This is a genomic window from Streptomyces sp. M41 (assembly GCF_043673425.1).
GTDB lineage: Bacteria > Actinomycetota > Actinomycetes > Streptomycetales > Streptomycetaceae > Streptomyces.
Genome location: NZ_JBIMKE010000040.1, coordinates 46,843 through 63,878 on the forward strand (window position 1 = coordinate 46,843; position 17,036 = coordinate 63,878).

The 17,036-nt window shown below is 70.6% G+C and carries 13 protein-coding genes and 2 pseudogenes; 11 read left to right on the top strand and 4 right to left on the bottom strand.

Annotation, left to right across the window (positions count from 1 at the left end; translation table 11 throughout):
* The first annotated feature begins 58 nt into the window (after positions 1 to 58).
* From ACHBTE_RS32795 to ACHBTE_RS32810, 4 genes are all read left to right on the top strand, one after another.
* Positions 59 to 625, top strand: coding sequence for a hypothetical protein (locus ACHBTE_RS32795; protein WP_394728823.1), 567 nt, complete (start codon positions 59 to 61; stop codon positions 623 to 625).
* Entirely contained in the window at positions 600 to 1,895 is a 1,296-nt protein-coding gene (locus ACHBTE_RS32800) for an ABC transporter substrate-binding protein (protein WP_394728825.1), read from the top strand. The genes ACHBTE_RS32795 and ACHBTE_RS32800 overlap by 26 nt, the downstream gene beginning before the upstream one ends.
* Positions 1,896 to 1,964: 69 nt before the next feature.
* Positions 1,965 to 2,420, top strand: coding sequence for a hypothetical protein (locus tag ACHBTE_RS32805; protein ID WP_394728827.1), 456 nt, complete (start codon positions 1,965 to 1,967; stop codon positions 2,418 to 2,420).
* 20 nt (positions 2,421 to 2,440) lie between these two features.
* Complete coding sequence (locus ACHBTE_RS32810) at positions 2,441 to 3,481, top strand: helix-turn-helix transcriptional regulator (protein ID WP_394728829.1); 1,041 nt, start codon at positions 2,441 to 2,443, stop codon at positions 3,479 to 3,481.
* Between the two features lie 40 nt (positions 3,482 to 3,521).
* Here ACHBTE_RS32810 and ctaD read toward each other — a convergent pair.
* Positions 3,522 to 5,192, bottom strand: a pseudogene (gene ctaD / locus ACHBTE_RS32815) (cytochrome c oxidase subunit I); the annotation flags it as partial.
* Between the two features lie 307 nt (positions 5,193 to 5,499).
* Between ctaD and ACHBTE_RS32820 the strand changes: the two are divergent.
* Entirely contained in the window at positions 5,500 to 5,715 is a 216-nt protein-coding gene (locus ACHBTE_RS32820; RefSeq protein ID WP_394728831.1) for an I78 family peptidase inhibitor, read from the top strand.
* 146 nt (positions 5,716 to 5,861) lie between these two features.
* Here ACHBTE_RS32820 and ACHBTE_RS32825 read toward each other — a convergent pair whose 3' ends face one another.
* Positions 5,862 to 6,884: a phosphatase PAP2 family protein gene (locus tag ACHBTE_RS32825; protein WP_394728833.1), complete on the bottom strand. Its 1,023-nt coding sequence runs from the start codon at positions 6,882 to 6,884 to the stop codon at positions 5,862 to 5,864.
* 228 nt (positions 6,885 to 7,112) lie between these two features.
* The gene (locus ACHBTE_RS32830) at positions 7,113 to 8,318 is read right to left on the bottom strand and encodes a mannosyltransferase family protein (RefSeq protein WP_394728835.1); all 1,206 of its coding nucleotides are present in this window, start codon (positions 8,316 to 8,318) and stop codon (positions 7,113 to 7,115) included.
* A gap of 259 nt (positions 8,319 to 8,577) precedes the next feature.
* Between ACHBTE_RS32830 and ACHBTE_RS32835 the strand changes: the two genes are divergently transcribed.
* Complete coding sequence (locus ACHBTE_RS32835) at positions 8,578 to 10,179, top strand: MFS transporter (protein ID WP_394728837.1); 1,602 nt, start codon at positions 8,578 to 8,580, stop codon at positions 10,177 to 10,179.
* A gap of 138 nt (positions 10,180 to 10,317) precedes the next feature.
* Positions 10,318 to 11,508, top strand: a complete 1,191-nt coding sequence (locus ACHBTE_RS32840; RefSeq protein ID WP_394728839.1) for an acyl-CoA dehydrogenase family protein — start codon at positions 10,318 to 10,320, stop codon at positions 11,506 to 11,508.
* A gap of 49 nt (positions 11,509 to 11,557) precedes the next feature.
* Here the strand turns inward: ACHBTE_RS32840 and ACHBTE_RS32845 are convergent, their stop codons facing one another.
* Positions 11,558 to 11,995, bottom strand: a complete 438-nt coding sequence (locus ACHBTE_RS32845) for a cell division protein SepF (RefSeq protein ID WP_030954768.1) — start codon at positions 11,993 to 11,995, stop codon at positions 11,558 to 11,560.
* Positions 11,996 to 12,318: 323 nt separating this feature from the next.
* Here ACHBTE_RS32845 and ACHBTE_RS32850 point away from each other — a divergent pair, with 323 nt between their 5' ends.
* The 4 genes and pseudogenes from ACHBTE_RS32850 (at position 12,319) to ACHBTE_RS32865 (ending at position 16,791) form a co-directional block, all read left to right on the top strand.
* The gene (locus tag ACHBTE_RS32850) at positions 12,319 to 13,602 is read left to right on the top strand and encodes a DUF5685 family protein (protein ID WP_394728841.1); all 1,284 of its coding nucleotides are present in this window, start codon (positions 12,319 to 12,321) and stop codon (positions 13,600 to 13,602) included.
* Between the two features lie 446 nt (positions 13,603 to 14,048).
* The gene (locus tag ACHBTE_RS32855; protein ID WP_394728843.1) at positions 14,049 to 14,954 is read left to right on the top strand and encodes a S1 family peptidase; all 906 of its coding nucleotides are present in this window, start codon (positions 14,049 to 14,051) and stop codon (positions 14,952 to 14,954) included.
* Positions 14,955 to 15,082: 128 nt separating this feature from the next.
* Positions 15,083 to 15,431 (top strand): annotated as a pseudogene (locus ACHBTE_RS32860) (slipin family protein); the annotation flags it as partial.
* 277 nt (positions 15,432 to 15,708) lie between these two features.
* Positions 15,709 to 16,791, top strand: coding sequence for a S1 family peptidase (locus ACHBTE_RS32865; protein WP_394728845.1), 1,083 nt, complete (start codon positions 15,709 to 15,711; stop codon positions 16,789 to 16,791).
* Positions 16,792 to 17,036 lie beyond the last annotated feature (245 nt).

Sequence of the window (17,036 nt, forward strand, 5' to 3'; positions counted from 1 at the left end):
GCTGACCCTGAAAGCACCGGGCGTACACGGCCCGGATCGACACCCGGCGGTGAGCCAGATGGTTCTCGGGAGCGACCTCAGGCGGAGCAACGCACACACGACGCACGGCCCACGGGCGACCGGACGGGGTACCGCACTCGCGGCGGCCCTGCTCCTCTTCCTCGCCCCGGCCCTCGCGTCCTGCACCGACGACGAGGGCGGCGGCGGCAACGAGTCGCCGCCGGCACCGACCGTCGAGCGGACCGAGTCACCGGCGACGGCCCCCGCCGACGCGGGGGCGGCCGAGACGGAGATCAAGCAGAACTGGCAGAAGTTCTTCGACCCCGAGACGTCCCTGGAGGACAAGCAGGCCGTCCTGGAGAACGGCGATCGGATGGGACCGGTCCTCCAGGCGTTCAGCGGCGACGAGCGCGGGGGACAGGTCCAGGCGAAGGTCTCCAAGGTCGAGTTCACCTCGCCCACCGAGGCGAACGTGACCTACGACCTGACACTGAAGGGCGCGACCGCCCTGCCGAACGCCTCCGGAACCGCGGTCGAACAGGACGGCACCTGGAAGGTGTCCGCCAAATCCCTGTGCGCGCTGGTCCAGATGAGCGGCAATGGGTCGCCGATCCCGGGGTGCTGAGGCGGCGATCGCCGTGCTGGTGCTGGCTCTGAGTACGGCGTGCGGCAGCCGGCTGCCGGAGGGCGACTTCGAGCACCGCGACCGTGGCACCCCCTCGGCACCCGGCGGTGACCGCACGCCGATCCGCGTCGGCATCATCACCAGCGCCACCAGCCCGGTCGGCGGCAACGCCTTCACCGGGCCCCGCGACGGCGCCAAGGCGTACTTCGCCCGCCTCGACGCGCGCGGCGGCATCGACGGCCGCCGTGTCGAGGTGCGCGAGTGCGACGACGGCGGCAGCGGCGTCGGCAACAACGAGTGCGTGCACAAGTTGATCGACGAGGAGAAGGTCGTCGCCCTCGTCGCCACCACCGCCCTGGACTACGCGGGCGCCGCCCGCGTCTCCCGCGCGCGCGTGCCCGACATCGGAGGCCAGCCCATCGGGGCCGCCTACGACACCTATCCGCACCTGTACGGCATCTACGGCAGCCTCGCCCCGCGCAACGGCACCACCGGCTGGGACGGCGAGCAGTACGGCGGCACCGAGGTCTACCGGTACTTCAAGCGCGAGCACGGCGCCCGTACGGCCGCCGTCGTCTCGTACAACCAGCCCGCGTCCGCCGCCTACGCCCGGCTCGTGGAGCGGGGACTGAAGGCCGAGGGCTACCAGGTCGTCACCGAGCAGGTCGACTTCGCGCTGCCCAACTTCCGCGCGGTCGCGGCCGATCTCAAGGAACAGGGCGCCGACCTCGTCTTCGACGCCATCGACGGACACGGCAACGCCCGGCTGTGCGAGGCGCTGGACGACGTCGGCGCCGAGATCACCGCCAAGGTCACGAACGTACAGAACTGGACGTCCACCGTCACCGAGGACTACAAGGACGCCCCGCGCTGCCGCAACGCCCTGTGGGCGACCGGATCCTCCCGCAACTACGAGGACACCGAGCACGACGCCGTACGGGAGTTCCGGGACGCCACCAAGGCACTCGCGACCCACTCCCAGTGGCAGCTGGAGGGCTGGGCCGCGGCGATGTGGTTCACGGACGCGGCGAAATCCTGCGCCGACGCGGGCATCACGCGCGCGTGCGTCGACGACTACATGAACCGCAGCCAGGGATACACCGCCGACGGCCTGCTGATCCCGGTCCGCTTCGAGCGCCTGGCCGAACCGCCGAAGAGCCGCCGCACCTGTCTGTCGGCGGCCCGCTGGGAGGACGGCCGCGGCTGGATCTCCCAGGGGGACATGAACACCACGTGCTTCGAGGTGCCGCAACTGGCCTACCGGCCCTGACGGGCAACCAAAGGACATCGTCGCCGGTCGAATTGACAGAGCAGCGAACCGAAGGAGGAACCGCAGCGCATGACGCCCGTGCCGCAGGCCGCACCGCTGCGCGCCGACTGCATCGCGGATTCCGCCGGCGGTCTGACCTTCGACGTGACCGCCGCCGGGGCAGCCGACGAGGCCCACCTCGTCCTGCGCCACCGCGAGGGCCACGAGGAGGTCACCCTCCCGCTCACCCCGGCCACCAAGGGCCGCCTGCGCGCCGCCCTGCCCAGCAGCGTCGCCCTGCCCGAGGGCCACTGGGACGCCTACGCGGCCGTACAGGAGGGCGCCCCGCACCGACTGATGCCGGGTGCCATGGAGGTGCATTCCCTCGCTTCCCGGGTCCCGTACGAGACACGGCAGGGCAACCTCAGCGTCGAATGCCGTTTACCGGCAACGCCCTCAGGGGCGCGCGCCCCCGCGCCGTCACGGCCCACGAACCCGCACCCGTACCCGTACGCGCTCACGATGCCCGTCCACCCGGGGCCGTAGGCGACTGGCAGACTCGGATCATGCTGGACACCTCCGCCAGGCTGCTACGGCTGCTCTCCCTCCTCCAGGCCCACCGCGAATGGTCCGGTGCCCAACTCGCCGAACGTCTCGGCGTCACCCCGCGCACGGTCCGCCGGGACGTCGACCGGCTGCGCGAACTCGGCTACCCCGTGAACGCCAGCCCCGGCACCGGCGGCGGCTACCAGCTGGGCGCCGGAGCCGAGCTGCCGCCCCTGCTGCTGGACGACGACGAGGCCGTCGCCGTCGCCGTGGGCCTGCGCACCGCCGCCGGCCACGGCATCGAGGGCATCGGCGAGACCTCCGTACGAGCCCTCGCCAAGCTGGAACAGGTCCTGCCGAACCGGCTGCGCAGGCGCGTCGGCGCCCTGAACGCCTTCACGGTGCCGATGCTGCGCGGCCCCCAGCCCTCCGCCATCGACCCGGCCGTCCTCACCGAGCTCGCCAACCTCTGCCGGGACTCCGAGCGGCTGCGCTTCGACTACCGCGACCACGACGGCGCCGCCAGCCGCCGCAGCGTCGAACCGCACCGCCTGGTGTGCAGCGAGCGCCGCTGGTACCTGGTCGCCTGGGACCTCGAGCGGGACGACTGGCGCACCTTCCGCGTCGACCGCATCACCCCCAGGCCCCCGCACGGCCCGCGCTTCACCCCGCGCACCCCGCCCGCCGAGGACCTCGCCGCGTACGTCTCCCGAGGCGTCTCCACGCGCGCGTACGCCGCGCACGCCGTCGTCCGGCTGCTGGCGCCGCTGCACGAGGCCGCAGAGCGGATCTCACCCTCGGACGGAGTGCTGGAGGCCGACGGCGACGACGCCTGCATCCTGCGCACCGGGGCCGGCAGCCTCGAGGTGATGGTGATTCATGTGACGCTGATGGGCTTCGAGTTCGAGGTGCTGGATCCGCCCGAGCTGATCGAGGAGATCAGGAGGACTCACGCCCTGCTTGCTCGCTCGCTGGCTCGGGCTGGGAAGTCAGCGCCGCGTACTGCGGATGGTGCAGATCGAACGCCGGGGACTCGGAGCGGATCTTCGGCAGCGTCGTGAAGTTGTGCCGCGGGGGCGGGCAGGAGGTCGCCCACTCCAGGGAGCGGCCGTAGCCCCAGGGGTCGTCGACCTCGACCTTCTCGCCGTACTTGGCGGTCTTCCAGACGTTGTAGAGGAACGGCAGCGTCGAGAGGCCGAGCAGGAACGCGCCGATCGTCGAGACCGTGTTCAGCGCGGTGAAGCCGTCGGTGGCGAGATAGTCGGCGTACCGGCGTGGCATGCCCTCGGCGCCCAGCCAGTGCTGCACGAGGAACGTGGTGTGGAAGCCGACGAACAGCGTCCAGAACTGGATCTTGCCGAGCCGCTCGTCGAGCATCTTGCCGGTGAACTTGGGCCACCAGAAGTAGAAACCGGCGAAGATCGCGAAGACGACCGTGCCGAAGACGACGTAATGGAAGTGGGCGACCACGAAATAGCTGTCCGTGACATGGAAGTCCATCGGCGGGGACGCCAGGATCACCCCGGTCAGACCGCCGAACAGGAAGGTCACCAGGAAGCCCACCGCCCACAGCATGGGCGTCTCGAAGGACAGCGAGCCCTTGATCATGGTGCCGGACCAGTTGAAGAACTTCACGCCCGTCGGCACCGCGATCAGGAAGCTCATGAAGGAGAAGAACGGCAGCAGCACCGCGCCCGTGGCGAACATGTGGTGCGCCCACACCACGATCGACAGACCGGTGATCGCCATCGTCGCCCCGACCAGCGTCAGATAGCCGAACATCGGCTTGCGCGAGAAGACCGGGATGATCTCGGTGATGATGCCGAAGAACGGCAGCGCGATGATGTACACCTCGGGATGGCCGAAGAACCAGAACAGGTGCTGCCACAGAAGTGCCCCGCCGTTGGCCGCGTCGAAGACCTGTGAGCCGAACCGCCGGTCCGCCTCCAGCACCAGTAGCGCCGCCGCGAGGACCGGGAACGCCATCAGGATCAGGATCGACGTGAACAGCGTGTTCCAGACGAAGATCGGCATCCGGAACATCGTCATGCCGGGGGCGCGCATCCCGATGATCGTGGTGATGAAGTTGACCGCGCCGAGGATCGTGCCGAAGCCCGCCAGCGCGAGACCCATGATCCACAGGTCGGGCCCGACGCCGGGGGAGCGCTCCAGGCCGTTGAGCGGCGCGTAGGCGAACCAGCCGAAGGAGGCCGGGCCGTTCGGTACGACCAGCGAGCCCATCACGATCAGACCGCCGAACAGGAAAAGCCAGTACGACAACATGTTCAGCCGCGGGAAGGCGACGTCCGGGGCGCCGATCTGGAGCGGCATCAGCTCGTTGGCGAAACCCGCGAAGGTCGGCGTCGCGAACAGCAGCAGCATGATCGTGCCATGCATGGTGAACAGCTGGTTGAACTGCTCGTTGCTGACCAGCTGCATGCCCGGCCGGGCCAGCTCGGCCCGCATCAGCAGGGCCATCACACCGCCGGCCAGGAAGAAGACGAACGACGTGATCAGGTAGAGATGGCCGATCTTCTTGTGGTCGGTCGTGGTCAGCCAGTCGACGACCACCCGGCCACCGGGCGGTTTGCTCCCCATGGGCCGTGCCGTCGCCTGTACGGTCTGCGTCCCCATCGCTCGCTCGCCCCTTCGCTCGTCGCGCCCCGGGCCCGCTGAAGCCCGCGTCGCACGTGCCGACGCGGGCACAGGCCATGATGCTCGCGTCGTCAGCGCGCCGACAGAGGGCGTGCGGAGGTTGTGTGCCGGAGCCATGTATTTCCTGTGCGGCACCGGCTTCCGCGGCCCGCGCGGAATTGGGAGAAAAAGGCGGCCAGGGCAGTTCCCCCGGAACTTTTCCGCCGGGCTGTCGGCAGCGCCGTCACGACACGCGGTAATTACGATCGAATGCCTGCGGAAGGCCTATGGAACCGCTCGTCCGTGTGACGGAGCGGAGTCGAAACGCGTGTCGTGATCCTGTGACAGAAGCGTGACCGCAGGGGGACGTGTGACCCGGGTGGCCACTACAAGGGGTTCCCGTCCGCTCTGGCCCGATCCTTCCCGCAGGCTCTAGCGTGGCGGCATGGCTCCCATTCCGAATCCCCCCGCCGAACCCCAGGACAGCCCGGACGCGTATGTAGGACTCGACGCCGACCGGGCCGAGCGACTCGCCCGTGACCGCGGCTGGTCGACGGTCCGTTCGCTGCCGCCCGGGGCGATCATCACCATGGAGTACCGGAGCGGTCGCCTGAACTTCGAGGTCAAGGACGGCCACGTCGCCAGGGCTTGGAAGGGCTGACACGGCCGACACAGGCCGACACGGCCCGATGCGGGCCGAAGCGGGCCGACCCAGAGCGACGGCCCCGGTTCCTGGGAGGAACCGGGGCCGTCGTCGTGCGGGAGCGGGCAGCGGAGGTGCGTACCGGCCTGCTGTCCGTGGGCCGTTCAGCCGCCCGCGAGGGGGCGGGCGGAGGGCGCCGCGCCGCGTGTGATGCGGTCCGGGTGCGGCGGACGGCGGCTGCCGGCCGGCGTGACCGGGATGCGCTCGCCGCGGGCCGAGTGCGGGCCGGGGGCCAGGTAGACGGGGGCCCGGGGCGAGCGGGCCGTGCGGGCCGACTCGCGGGCCGCCACCTCGTCGTCGGCGGGCGTGGGACGCGGGCCGAGCAGTACCGGGGCCTGAACCGGGGCGGGTGCGGGTGCCGTACCGGCTCGACGCTCGCGCACGTGGTCGCGCAGCGCGAAGATCCAGCCCTCCGCGCGGGCGATCAGCGGCTCGAACCAGGGCAGGGCGAGCAGGATCAGCAGTCCGGCGGCCCAGCCGAGCAGGACGTCGCTCAACCAGTGCGTACCGAGGTAGACGGTGGACAGACCGACGCCCAGCGAGGTCACCGCCGACAGGGCCGACAGCCAGCGGCGCGCCCTCGGGGTGGAGGCCAGATAGGCCAGGATTCCCCAGGTCACCACGGCGTTGGCGGTGTGGCCGCTGGGGAATATATCGCCGCCCAGCCACATCTCGTTGGAGCCGACGCTGGTCGCGTAGTGCGGGCCGAGCCGGCCCATGCCGATCTTCGCGGCGCCGACCGTGACGTTCAGCAGCAGCAGCGAGACGCCCAGCGCGAGCAACGGCCGCAGCGTGTGCTGCCGCCAGGAGCGCCAGCCCAGCCAGGCCGCCACCATCACGGCGGTCGGGCCGCGCTGGCCGAGCACCACGTAGTAGTCGACGAACGCGTGGATCTCCGACCACTGCTGGTACGGCCGGAAGAACATGACCTGCCAGTCCAGCCGGACCAGCCAGGAGGTGATGACGACGGCCCACACGATCGCCACGTAGAAGGCCAGGGTCGCGCCGAGGAGCACGATCCGGTGGCGGCTCATCGTCGGCACACTGATGAGAGCCGGACGTTCCGGCTCACGATCCAGCCTGGCGAACACCCGGTCCAGACGGGTGGGCTTCGGTTTGGTACGCACCCAATCGACGTTACAGCGAGTGAGCTCGGATCCCCGTCGATTCACCTGGTTTGTGATGACGATGTGATGTGGGATTCCTCTCAGGAGGCGGTCTATTTCCAGCGAATCCGCAATCTCCGGAGCCTGCGGCCTTCAATTCTTTTGATCATTCCGGGGCAAGGGTTTATCGCGCTTTTGGATTTGTTCACCGGCGCATAATGCGGAATTCTCCCCGGCGCTCACCGACGGTCAGGGCGGACCGCTGCCGTTCAGCCAGAACCCCCCATAGGCCGCCGCGACCACGGCCAGAGCGCCCACCAGCAGCGCCGACCTGCGCGTGGGCAGGCCGGCCAGGGACCGGGCGAGTGGCAGGAGCAGCGGGAAGGCCGGCAGCAGCAGCCGCGGTTTCGAGCCGAAGTAGCTCGACGCGCACAGGGCGAGCGCGGTGACGACCCCCGCGTACACCAGCAGCGGCAGCGGCTGACGCTGCCGTACGCAGACGACGTACAGCCAGACCACCAGGCCGACGCCGACCAGCAGCCCCACCCCGGCCAGGGCCGACGGGAACGACGTGAACTTTTCGGCGATGAACCGGGCGAACGCGTATCCGCCGTCGAAGCCGTTGCGCCAGCCCGCCTGGACGTCGAGATAACCCAGCGGGCCCTTGCCGGTGCGATGACCCACCCACAGGACGTAGCCGGCGGCGCCGAGCGGTGCGAGCAGCATCCCGAGCACACGGCGCGCAGCGATGCCGTGGGCATCCGAGACGTCCGCGTCCGGCGCCCGGTCCGTCCCGCCCGCCCCGTCCGCACGTCGCTCCCGTACGAACGAGGCGATGCCCGCCGCCCACACCGCCGCGACCACGGCCAGCCCCACCGGGCGGGTCAGCCCGGCCAGCATGGCCAGGGTGCCCGCCGTGATCCAGCGGCCGGTCAAAACCGCGTACAGCGACCACGCGGCCAGCGCCGTGAACAGGGACTCGCTGTACGCCATCGACTGGACGATCCCCACGGGCAGGACGGCCCACAGCAGCACGGCGCAGACCCCGGCGCGGCGGCCGTACACATGCTCGGCAACCGCGAAGATCCCCCAGGCCGCGGCGAGGGAGGCGAGCAGGCTGACGACGAAGCCGCCGTCGGCCGGCGACAGCGGCGACACCTCCGCGACCAGCCGCTCCAGCCAGGGCAGCAGCGGGAAGAACGCGAGGTTCGAGTGCACGTCACCGTTGGGCAGCCGCACCTCGTAGCCGTACCCCAGCTCCGCGATCCTGGAGTACCAGAGCGCGTCCCAGCGGGCGGTCAGCAGGGTGTACGCGTCCTTGTCGCGCGCCGCGCTCCACAGGGCCAGGGCGAGCAGGCCCAGGGCGCGCACGGCCGCATACCCGAGCAGCGCCGGGGCGGCCCGGCGCAGCGCTTCGGAGCGGGCCGCGGTCGCGCGCATCGCAAGATCGGTCACGGGCCCGATTATCGGCCCGCCGCTGACGGGGAAGTCGGCCGGACCGCCATCGCGGGGGGCGTGAGTGGCGTACGCCACACGCACAGCGCGGACGGGTGAGAGGTCCGCCACTCGGCACCGACCAGGACTCGCGTACCCTGACGAGTCACTCGCCTTTCGTTGCGCGGGCCGGAGACCACCGCTCCTCTCCGGCCGAGTCACGGGGAGTCCCCGCCCCGTTGGACCGCCGAGGGCGAGGGAACATCTGGGAGGTACGTACATGTCCGGGACGACCACGGCCGCCGCTGCGCTGCGCCGTAGGGCGGCCGGGGCCGGTGCCAACCGCTGGGTCGTGCTCCTCGTCCTCTGCGTCAGCCTGCTGCTCGTCGCGGTCGACGCGACCGTGCTGCACGTGGCGGTGCCCGCCGTCACCGAGGACCTCAGGCCCGGCGCGATAGAACTGCTCTGGATCGTCGACATCTACCCGCTCGTCTGCGCCTCGCTGCTGATCCTCTTCGGCACGCTCGGCGACCGGGTGGGCCGCAGACGGGTCCTGCTCCTCGGCTACGGCCTCTTCGGCCTCGCCTCCGGCCTCGCCGCCCTCGCGCACGACCCACAGGTGCTGATCCTGGCCCGGGCGCTGCTCGGCGTCGGCGGCGCGATGATCATGCCCGCCACCCTGTCGATCCTGCGTCAGGTCTTCCCCGACCGGCGTGAGCGTGCCCTCGCGATCGGCATCTGGAGCGCGGTCGCCGCGGTGGGCGCGGCGGTCGGGCCGCTGATCGGCGGCTTCCTCCTGGAGCACTTCTGGTGGGGTTCGGTCTTCCTCGTCAACATCCCGCTGATGCTGATCAGCCTTCCGGTGGGACGGCTCCTGCTGCCCGAGTCCAAGGGCGACGGCCGGGGCCCCTGGGACGTCGTCGGCGCGCTGATGGCGGCGGCGGGTCTCTTCGGTGTCGTCCTGGGCGTGAAGCGGCTCGGCGGCGGGGAGTCGGTGGCTGGCCTGCTCACCCTGGTGCCGCTGGTGGCCGGCGCCACGCTGCTGGTCCTGTTCGTACGACGGCAGAAGCGCCGGGCGTATCCGCTGGTGGACCTGAAGATGTTCGCGCGACCGGCGTTCAGCACGTCCGTCGGATGCATCGTGCTGGCCATGCTCGCACTGGTGGGGCTGGAGCTGATCGCGGCCCAGTACCTCCAGCTCGTCCTGGGCCTGTCACCGCTGGAGACCGGGCTGCGGCTGCTGCCCCTGACCTTCGCCGCCATGGCGGCCGGGCTCGCGGGGGCACGGATGCTGCGGCGGTTCGGGCCGCGGAGCATGGTGTGCTTCGGGTTCTGTCTGACGGCCGGCGCGGTGGTGCTGCTGACGGCGATGGGCCGGACCGACAACTGCGCGCTGATGCTGTCCGGCTTCGTGCTGCTCGGCTTCGGACTGGAGACGACGCTGTTCGGCGCGTACGAGTCGATGCTGAGCGAGGCCCCCCAGGAGCAGGCCGGTGGGGCGGCGGCGATCGGTGAGACGTCGTACCAGCTGGGGGCGGGGATCGGGATCGCGCTGCTGGGCAGCGTGATGAACGCGGCGTACGCACCCGGGCTCTCGGGCGTGCCCGGGGTGCCGAGCTCCGCCGCCACGGCGGCTTCGCACTCGGTGGGTGAGGCGTACGAGGTCGCCGCTCAGCTGGGCGGGCCCGCCGGGGTCGCCCTGCGGGCTGCGGCCCGGGACTCCTTCGTGCACGGCCTGCATGTGACGCTGCTGGTGAGCGCGGCGTTGTTGCTGCTGGGCGCGGCGATGGCGCTGCGGCTGCCGCGGGCCATGCAGTGCGAGGCGCCCGCGGTGGAGCTGCCGAAGCCGAGGGAAGTCGCCGAGACCCGCGTCTCCGCCTGACGAGATCCGCGTCTCCGCCTGACCGCGCCCGCTCTGACCGGCGGCTCCTCGGGTCGTACTGGACGTGTGGTCCACCGCGCCGTAGCGTCTGCCTCGTAATTAGCGGTGCTAGTTTTCCGTGCTGCCGGAGGGTGCCCCATGTCCGCGTCCGCGAAGTTGCCCCCGTTCGACCCCGCCGACCCCCTCGGCATCGACGACCTCCTGGAGCCCGAGGACCTGGCCGTCCGGAGCACCGTACGGGAGTGGGCGGCGGACAGGGTCCTGCCGTTCGTCGCCGAGTGGTACGAAAAGGGGGAGCTGCCCGAGATCCGGGAGCTCGCCCGGGAACTGGGGGAGATCGGCGCCCTCGGGATGTCGCTCGACGGGTACGGATGCGCCGGCGCCTCCGCCGTGCAGTACGGGCTGGCCTGTCTGGAGCTGGAGGCCGCCGACTCCGGGATCCGGTCCCTGGTGTCCGTGCAGGGCTCCCTCGCCATGTACGCCATCCACCGCTTCGGGAGCGAGGAGCAGAAGCAGACCTGGCTGCCCCGCATGGCGTCCGGTGAGGTCATCGGATGCTTCGGGCTGACCGAGCCCGACCACGGCTCCGACCCCGCCTCCATGCGGACGTACGCCAAGAAGGACGGCTCGGACTGGGTGCTCAACGGGCGCAAGATGTGGATCACCAACGGCTCCGTCTCCGGGGTCGCCGTCGTGTGGGCACAGACCGACGAGGGGATCCGCGGGTTCGTGGTGCCGGCCGACAGCGCCGGGTTCTCCGCTCCGGAGATCAAGCACAAGCTGTCGCTGCGCGCCTCCGTCACCAGTGAGCTCGTGATGGACGACGTACGGCTGCCGGCCGATGCCGTGCTGCCGGAGGTCGTGGGGCTCAAGGGGCCGCTCGGCTGTCTCTCGCACGCCCGGTACGGAATCGCGTGGGGCGCCATGGGGGCGGCGCGGTCCTGTTTCGAGGCCGCTGTCGACTACGCGAAGTCGCGGGAGCAGTTCGGCCGGCCGATCGGCGGCTTCCAGCTCACCCAGGCCAAGCTCGCCGACATGGCGCTCGAACTGCACAAGGGGATTCTGCTCGCCCATCATCTGGGGCGGCGGATGGATGCCGGCCGCCTGCGTCCCGAGCAGGTCAGCTTCGGCAAGCTCAACAACGTCCGCGAGGCCATCGACATCTGCCGTACGTCCCGGACGATCCTCGGCGCCAACGGGATCTCACTCGAGTACCCCGTGATGCGGCACGCCACCAACCTCGAGTCGGTGCTCACCTATGAGGGCACCGTCGAGATGCACCAGCTCGTGCTGGGCAAGGCACTCACCGGGCTCGACGCCTTCCGCTGATCCCACCAGGGGCGGGCAGGGGCGGGCAGGGCCGGTGGGCGGCCCTGCCTCAGCTCTGGTTGTAGAAGCCGTCCTCGCGGTGAGCCGCCCGCTCGCCGCTGATGATCTCCGTGTCGGCCGGGGTCAGCAGGAACACCCGGTTGGACACCCGGTCGATCGAGCCGCGCAGACCGAAGATGAGCCCCGCCGCGAAGTCCACGACCCGCTTGGCGTCGGCCGGCTCCATGGCCGTGAGGTTCATGATGACCGGGACGCCGTCCCGGAAGAGCTCACCGATGGCGCGGGCGTCCCGGAAGCTGTCCGGGGTGACCGTGCCGATCCGGCGGCCCTTCTCCTCGGCGACATCGGTGGCCACCTTGACCCGCGGGTCGGTGACCCAGGCCTCCCCGGGCTCGGTCCCTTCGGAGTAGTCGTCGTCGTAGTAACGCTCGTCATCGTTGTCGTCAACGAGGCCCAGCCAGGCACTCGCCTTGCGCACCGATCCCATGGACGCCTCCTCTCACAGCGGTCTTTATTGCTTTCCGCATCCCTATGGTCATCCATGATGCGGACGTCGCGCCAAGTGGATAGACGCCGCGCGGGGGGTTTGTGACGGTACTGGTGCACAGCGAATACGTCGAGAGCCCGTGTCCCCCAAGGGGCATACCACGTACGGCTGCTGACTGTGAGTGAAATATGATTCTTCGCGGCGTATGGGTGAGGCGGGGTGCGTACGAGTGAACGAGGTGGCTGCCGCGATCGGTCGCCCGGTCGATACGATGCGGCAGCTCAGCGTCGTGAGTACGTCGTAAGGAACCTCGGGGGAACGTCATGTTCGGAATGGTCAGGCCATGCCGTCATCGGCTCGGAGAGAAACTCACCGGCCAGTGGATGGCGCATTTGTGCGGGCTGTGCCTCGCGCTGCGCGGGGACCACGGTCAGTTCGCACGCATAGTGACGAACTACGACGGGCTCCTGATCTCCGTTCTGACGGAGGCTCAGGCGGAACAGAGCAATGCGCTGCGGCGTACGGCGGGGCCCTGTCCGTTGCGCGGGATGCGCACCGCCTCCGTCGCCCGGGGTGAGGGCGCCCGGCTCGCCGCCGCCGTCTCGCTGGTGCTCGCCTCGGCCAAGGTGCGTGACCATGTGGCCGACCGTGACGGACTGCTGGCCCGCAGGCCGGTCGCGCTCGCCGCGCGCCGGGTGGCCGCCGGGTGGGGTGCCGCGGGCGCCCGGTCCGGCTCGGCCGTCGGGTTCGACACCGCCGTACTCGTCGACGCCGTGGACCGGCAACTCGGCATCGAGACGCTCGCCGGGCTCGGCACCTCGATCCTCACCGTCACCGAGCCGACCGAGACGGCGACCGCCGCCGCCTTCGCGCACACCGCGATCCTCGCCGGACGGCCGGACAACGCCGGGCCGCTCGCCGAGGCGGGGCGCCTCTTCGGACGGCTGGCGCACCTCCTGGACGCCGTGGAGGACAGGGCGGTCGACGCCGAGTCGGGTGCGTGGAACCCGCTCACCGCGACCGGGACCTCGCTCGCGGAGGCGCGGCGCCTCGCCGACGACGCCGTGCACGGGATACGGCTGGCGCTGCGCGAGGTGGAGTTCACCGACGCGGGGCTCGCGCATCTGCTGCTCGTGCACGAGCTGCGGCGCTCGGTGGACCGCGCGTTCGGCACGGTGCCCGCGTGTGCGTCCCACCAGCCCGGACCGTACGGGCAGCCGCCACAGCACGGGCAGGGACACGGGCATGGGAACGGGCAGGCGCAGGGGCCGTACGGGGCGCCGCCGCAGCAGCCGTACGCCGGGGGGAGCCCCTATGCGGGCGGGAACCCTTACGCCGGCGGCGGGGGAGCGCCCGGCGGCGGTGGGGGTGCGTACGGCGGAGGCGGCGGCGGTGACTTCGGCGGGTTCGGCGGTGGGCCGGCGCCTCAGCCGCCGAGGGGGCGGCGTGGGTTCTGGGCCGGCTGCGGGATGTTCTGGCTGCTGTGCTGCACCTGCAAGCTGTGCTGTGCGAAGGAGTACGAGGGCCCGTGGTCGCGCAAGAAGCGTGAGGGCTGCTGCCGTGACTGCGACGGGTGCGACTGCTGCTGCCCCTGCGACGGCTGCTAGGCGGAACGGCTACTTCCGGACACCTGCCAAACCTGCGTGACCGACTGCGACGGTGAGCTCGGCCTCGCCGACGAGGCCGGGCCGGGGAGCCGGGTGCAGGCGGCGCAAGGGGCGCGTGAGCTGGTTGTGTTGAGGTGGGTGGGGGCGTGTGGGGTGTACGACCCAGGCGCTGGTGCGCCCACGCCCCGCCTGCCTCCGTGTTCATATCTCCTCGTCAATTGGCCCCTGGGGGCGGCACCGGGCAAACGTTGTCAAATTTCGTAGATCGTTCAATGGTTGACGGCTGAAAGGCGCCCTTGTGCCTACCGGTCGCCCGGCCGAATACTCCACCCAGCGCTTGTCAGGGGCACGGCGTGTTCGCAATCCGGAGAACGCGGGCCCTCTGACTGCGCCTCACGGGCCCCGACCCCACGCGGGCCCCCGACTTCCCTTGGAGGGAACGAAAAGTGAGGATCAAGCGCACCACCCCCCGCAGTGGCATTACGAGACGGACCCGGCTGATCGCCGTTTCCTCCGGCCTCGTCGCCGCAGCCGCGATCGCGATCCCCAACGCGACCGCCGCCGAGACTCCCGCCACCTTCAGCGCCGCCCAGCTCAAGAGCGTCAGCGGCTCCGTGCTGAAGGCCGACGTCCCGGGCACCGCCTGGGCCGTCGACAGCAAGACCAACCGCGTCACGGTGACCGTCGACTCCACGGTCTCCCAGGCGGAGATAGCGAAGATCAAGGAGCAGGCGGGCAGCAACGCCGACGCGCTCACGATCAAGCGGACCGCCGGCAAGTTCAGCAAGTTCATCCAGGGCGGCGACGCCATCTACGCGAGCAGCTGGCGCTGCTCGCTCGGCTTCAACGTCCGGGACAGCAGCGGCAACCAGTACTTCCTGACCGCCGGCCACTGCACCGACGGTGCGGGCACCTGGTACTCCAACTCCGGCCGGACCCAGGTCATCGGCTCCACCGCCGGCTCCAGCTTCCCGGGCAACGACTACGGCATCGTGCGCTACTCGGGTTCCGTCAGCCGCCCCGGCACCGCGAACGGGGTGGACATCACCCGCGCGGCCACGCCCAGCGTGGGCACCACCGTCATCCGTGACGGCTCCACCACCGGTACGCACAGCGGCCGGGTCACCGCCCTCAACGCGACCGTCAACTACGGCGGCGGCGACATCGTCGGCGGCCTGATCCAGACCACCGTCTGCGCCGAGCCCGGCGACTCCGGCGGTTCGCTCTACGGCAGCAACGGCACCGCGTACGGTCTGACCTCCGGCGGCAGCGGCAACTGCTCCTCCGGCGGCACGACCTTCTTCCAGCCGGTCACGGAGGCCCTGAGCGCCTACGGCGTCAGCGTCTACTGACGGCAGGCGCGGCGCGCGGCGCGGCGCGGCGCGGACGCGGCCGAGGGCGTGTGCGTAGTCGCAACTAAAGATCGCAGCCAGCAGAGTCACCGAGCCCCCGCACGCAACCGTCGTGCGGGGGCTCGCTTTTGGCCCGGCAGGCCGAGGCGGATCGGGTGCGGCGAGCCCTGCTGATCAACGCCGATGTCGAGTTCCCGGCCTCGAAGCAGCTGGCCGAGGTCGCACACCGCAGGGCCGACAACTCCTGCCGCCCTTCAACTACGGCTGCTTCAGACAGTGATGGCCGTGGCGGCCGAGAAGAACTCCACGCTGGTGCTGCCGATTCCGGTGGAGTTGTTGTGTTTTCTGGAGAAGGGGGCGCAGGTGGAGGGTTCTGGGGCGCAGGTGGAGGGTTCGGGGTGCGGTGGTCGCTCGGGTTCAGGGGGCGTCAGTGGCTTGGATTCGGACCCTGGAGGGTCGATTTCAAGACAGGAGTAGACCTTACCCGTTGGTAACGAAGTGCTCGCTCGGGGTGTTTGCCGCACGCAGAAGCCGGGTGTGACTGTGCACGGTCAAGCCAGCGCGGGGGCGTAAACGTGTTCTACGCGCGTCCTGAAGTCGACCTTGTGCGCTCCCTGTGGGCCTAGGAATAGTGAGCGTTGTTCAACCGGCAGGGGCGGGACTTTTCTTGTGTGTCGCCCCCTTGGCCGTACGCCTTCCGGTCCGGCGAGGTCCCCACAACCTCTCGGGCCGACCCCCCACAGGAGGACGTGAGTTGAAGCACCGACGCATACCCAAGCGGCGTGCAGCCGTGGCAGGTGCGGGTATCGCCGCGCTGGTCGCTGCGGGCGTTACCTTGCAGACCGCCAACGCCAGTGAGACGCCGGAGGCGTCCGCGCCGAAGACCCTGTCGCTCGGCGCGGCCGGAAAGCTCGCCTCGACGCTCGCCAAGGACCTCGGCGCCGATGCCGCGGGTACCTACTACGACGCGCAGAGCAAGAGCCTGGTGGTGAACGTTCTCGACGAGGTCGCCGCCGACGCCGTGGAGGCGGCCGGCGCCAAGGCGCGGGTCGTGGAGAACTCGCTCGCCGAGCTGAAGAGCGCCCGTACGACGCTCACGCAGGACGCGACCATTCCGGGCACCTCCTGGGTGACGGACCCGACGGCCAACAAGGTCGTCGTCACCGCTGACCGTACGGTCTCCAAGGCCGAGTGGGCCAAGCTGAGCAAGGTGGCCGACGGGCTGGGTGCCACGGTGGAACTCCAGCGCACGAAGGGGGAGTTCAAGCCCTTCATCGCGGGTGGTGACGCCATCACCGACGGCAGTGGCCGTTGCTCGCTCGGCTTCAACGTCGTCAAGGGCGGCGAGCCGTTCTTCCTGACGGCCGGGCACTGCACCGAGGGCATCACCAACTGGTCGGACTCCGAGGGCAACGCGCTCGGCACCAACGAGACGTCCAGCTTCCCGGACAACGACTACGGGCTGGTGAAGTACACCGGCGAGGTCGACCACCCGAGCGAGGTCAACCTCTACAACGGCTCCACGCAGGCCATCAGCGGTGCCGCCGACGCCACCGTCGGCATGGCGGTCACCCGGAGCGGTTCGACCACCCAGGTGCACGAGGGCAAGGTCACCGGGCTGGACGCCACCGTGAACTACGGCAACGGTGACATCGTGAACGGGCTGATCCAGACCGACGTGTGCGCCGAGCCTGGGGACAGTGGCGGGTCGCTGTTCTCCGGGGACAAGGCGGTCGGTCTTACCTCGGGTGGCAGTGGTGACTGCACCTCCGGTGGGGAGACGTTCTTCCAGCCGGTGACCGAGGCGCTGTCGGCCACGGGTACCGAGATCGGCTGACGCGGTTCTTCTCGCTTTGCGTGGTCCCGTCCCCTTGGTGGGGGCGGGGCTTTCGCGTTTACGTCGCCTGCGGCTGCTGCTTGGTGGGGGTTCGCGTTGGTGCCTGCGGCGCCTGTGCGGGTTCGGTGGGGGCGTGCGTAGCGCCTGCGGGTGGGTGTGGGGCGGGGCCGGGGGGGGGGGGGGGGGGGGGGGGGGGGGGGGGGGGGGGGGGGGGGGGGGGGGGGGGGGGGGGGGGGGGGGGGGGG

Bases quoted from the DNA above. Each gene is read 5' to 3' on its own strand.
- ACHBTE_RS32810 (WP_394728829.1), top strand. From the start codon at position 2,441: ATGCTGGACACCTCCGCCAGGCTGCTACGGCTGCTCTCCCTCCTCCAG.
- ACHBTE_RS32820 (WP_394728831.1), top strand. From the start codon at position 5,500: ATGGCTCCCATTCCGAATCCCCCCGCCGAACCCCAGGACAGCCCGGAC.
- ACHBTE_RS32800 (WP_394728825.1), top strand. From the start codon at position 600: ATGGGTCGCCGATCCCGGGGTGCTGAGGCGGCGATCGCCGTGCTGGTG.
- ACHBTE_RS32835 (WP_394728837.1), top strand. From the start codon at position 8,578: ATGTCCGGGACGACCACGGCCGCCGCTGCGCTGCGCCGTAGGGCGGCC.
- ACHBTE_RS32850 (WP_394728841.1), top strand. From the start codon at position 12,319: ATGTTCGGAATGGTCAGGCCATGCCGTCATCGGCTCGGAGAGAAACTC.
- ACHBTE_RS32845 (WP_030954768.1), bottom strand. From the start codon at position 11,995: ATGGGATCGGTGCGCAAGGCGAGTGCCTGGCTGGGCCTCGTTGACGAC.
- ACHBTE_RS32795 (WP_394728823.1), top strand. From the start codon at position 59: ATGGTTCTCGGGAGCGACCTCAGGCGGAGCAACGCACACACGACGCAC.
- ACHBTE_RS32805 (WP_394728827.1), top strand. From the start codon at position 1,965: ATGACGCCCGTGCCGCAGGCCGCACCGCTGCGCGCCGACTGCATCGCG.
- ACHBTE_RS32840 (WP_394728839.1), top strand. From the start codon at position 10,318: ATGTCCGCGTCCGCGAAGTTGCCCCCGTTCGACCCCGCCGACCCCCTC.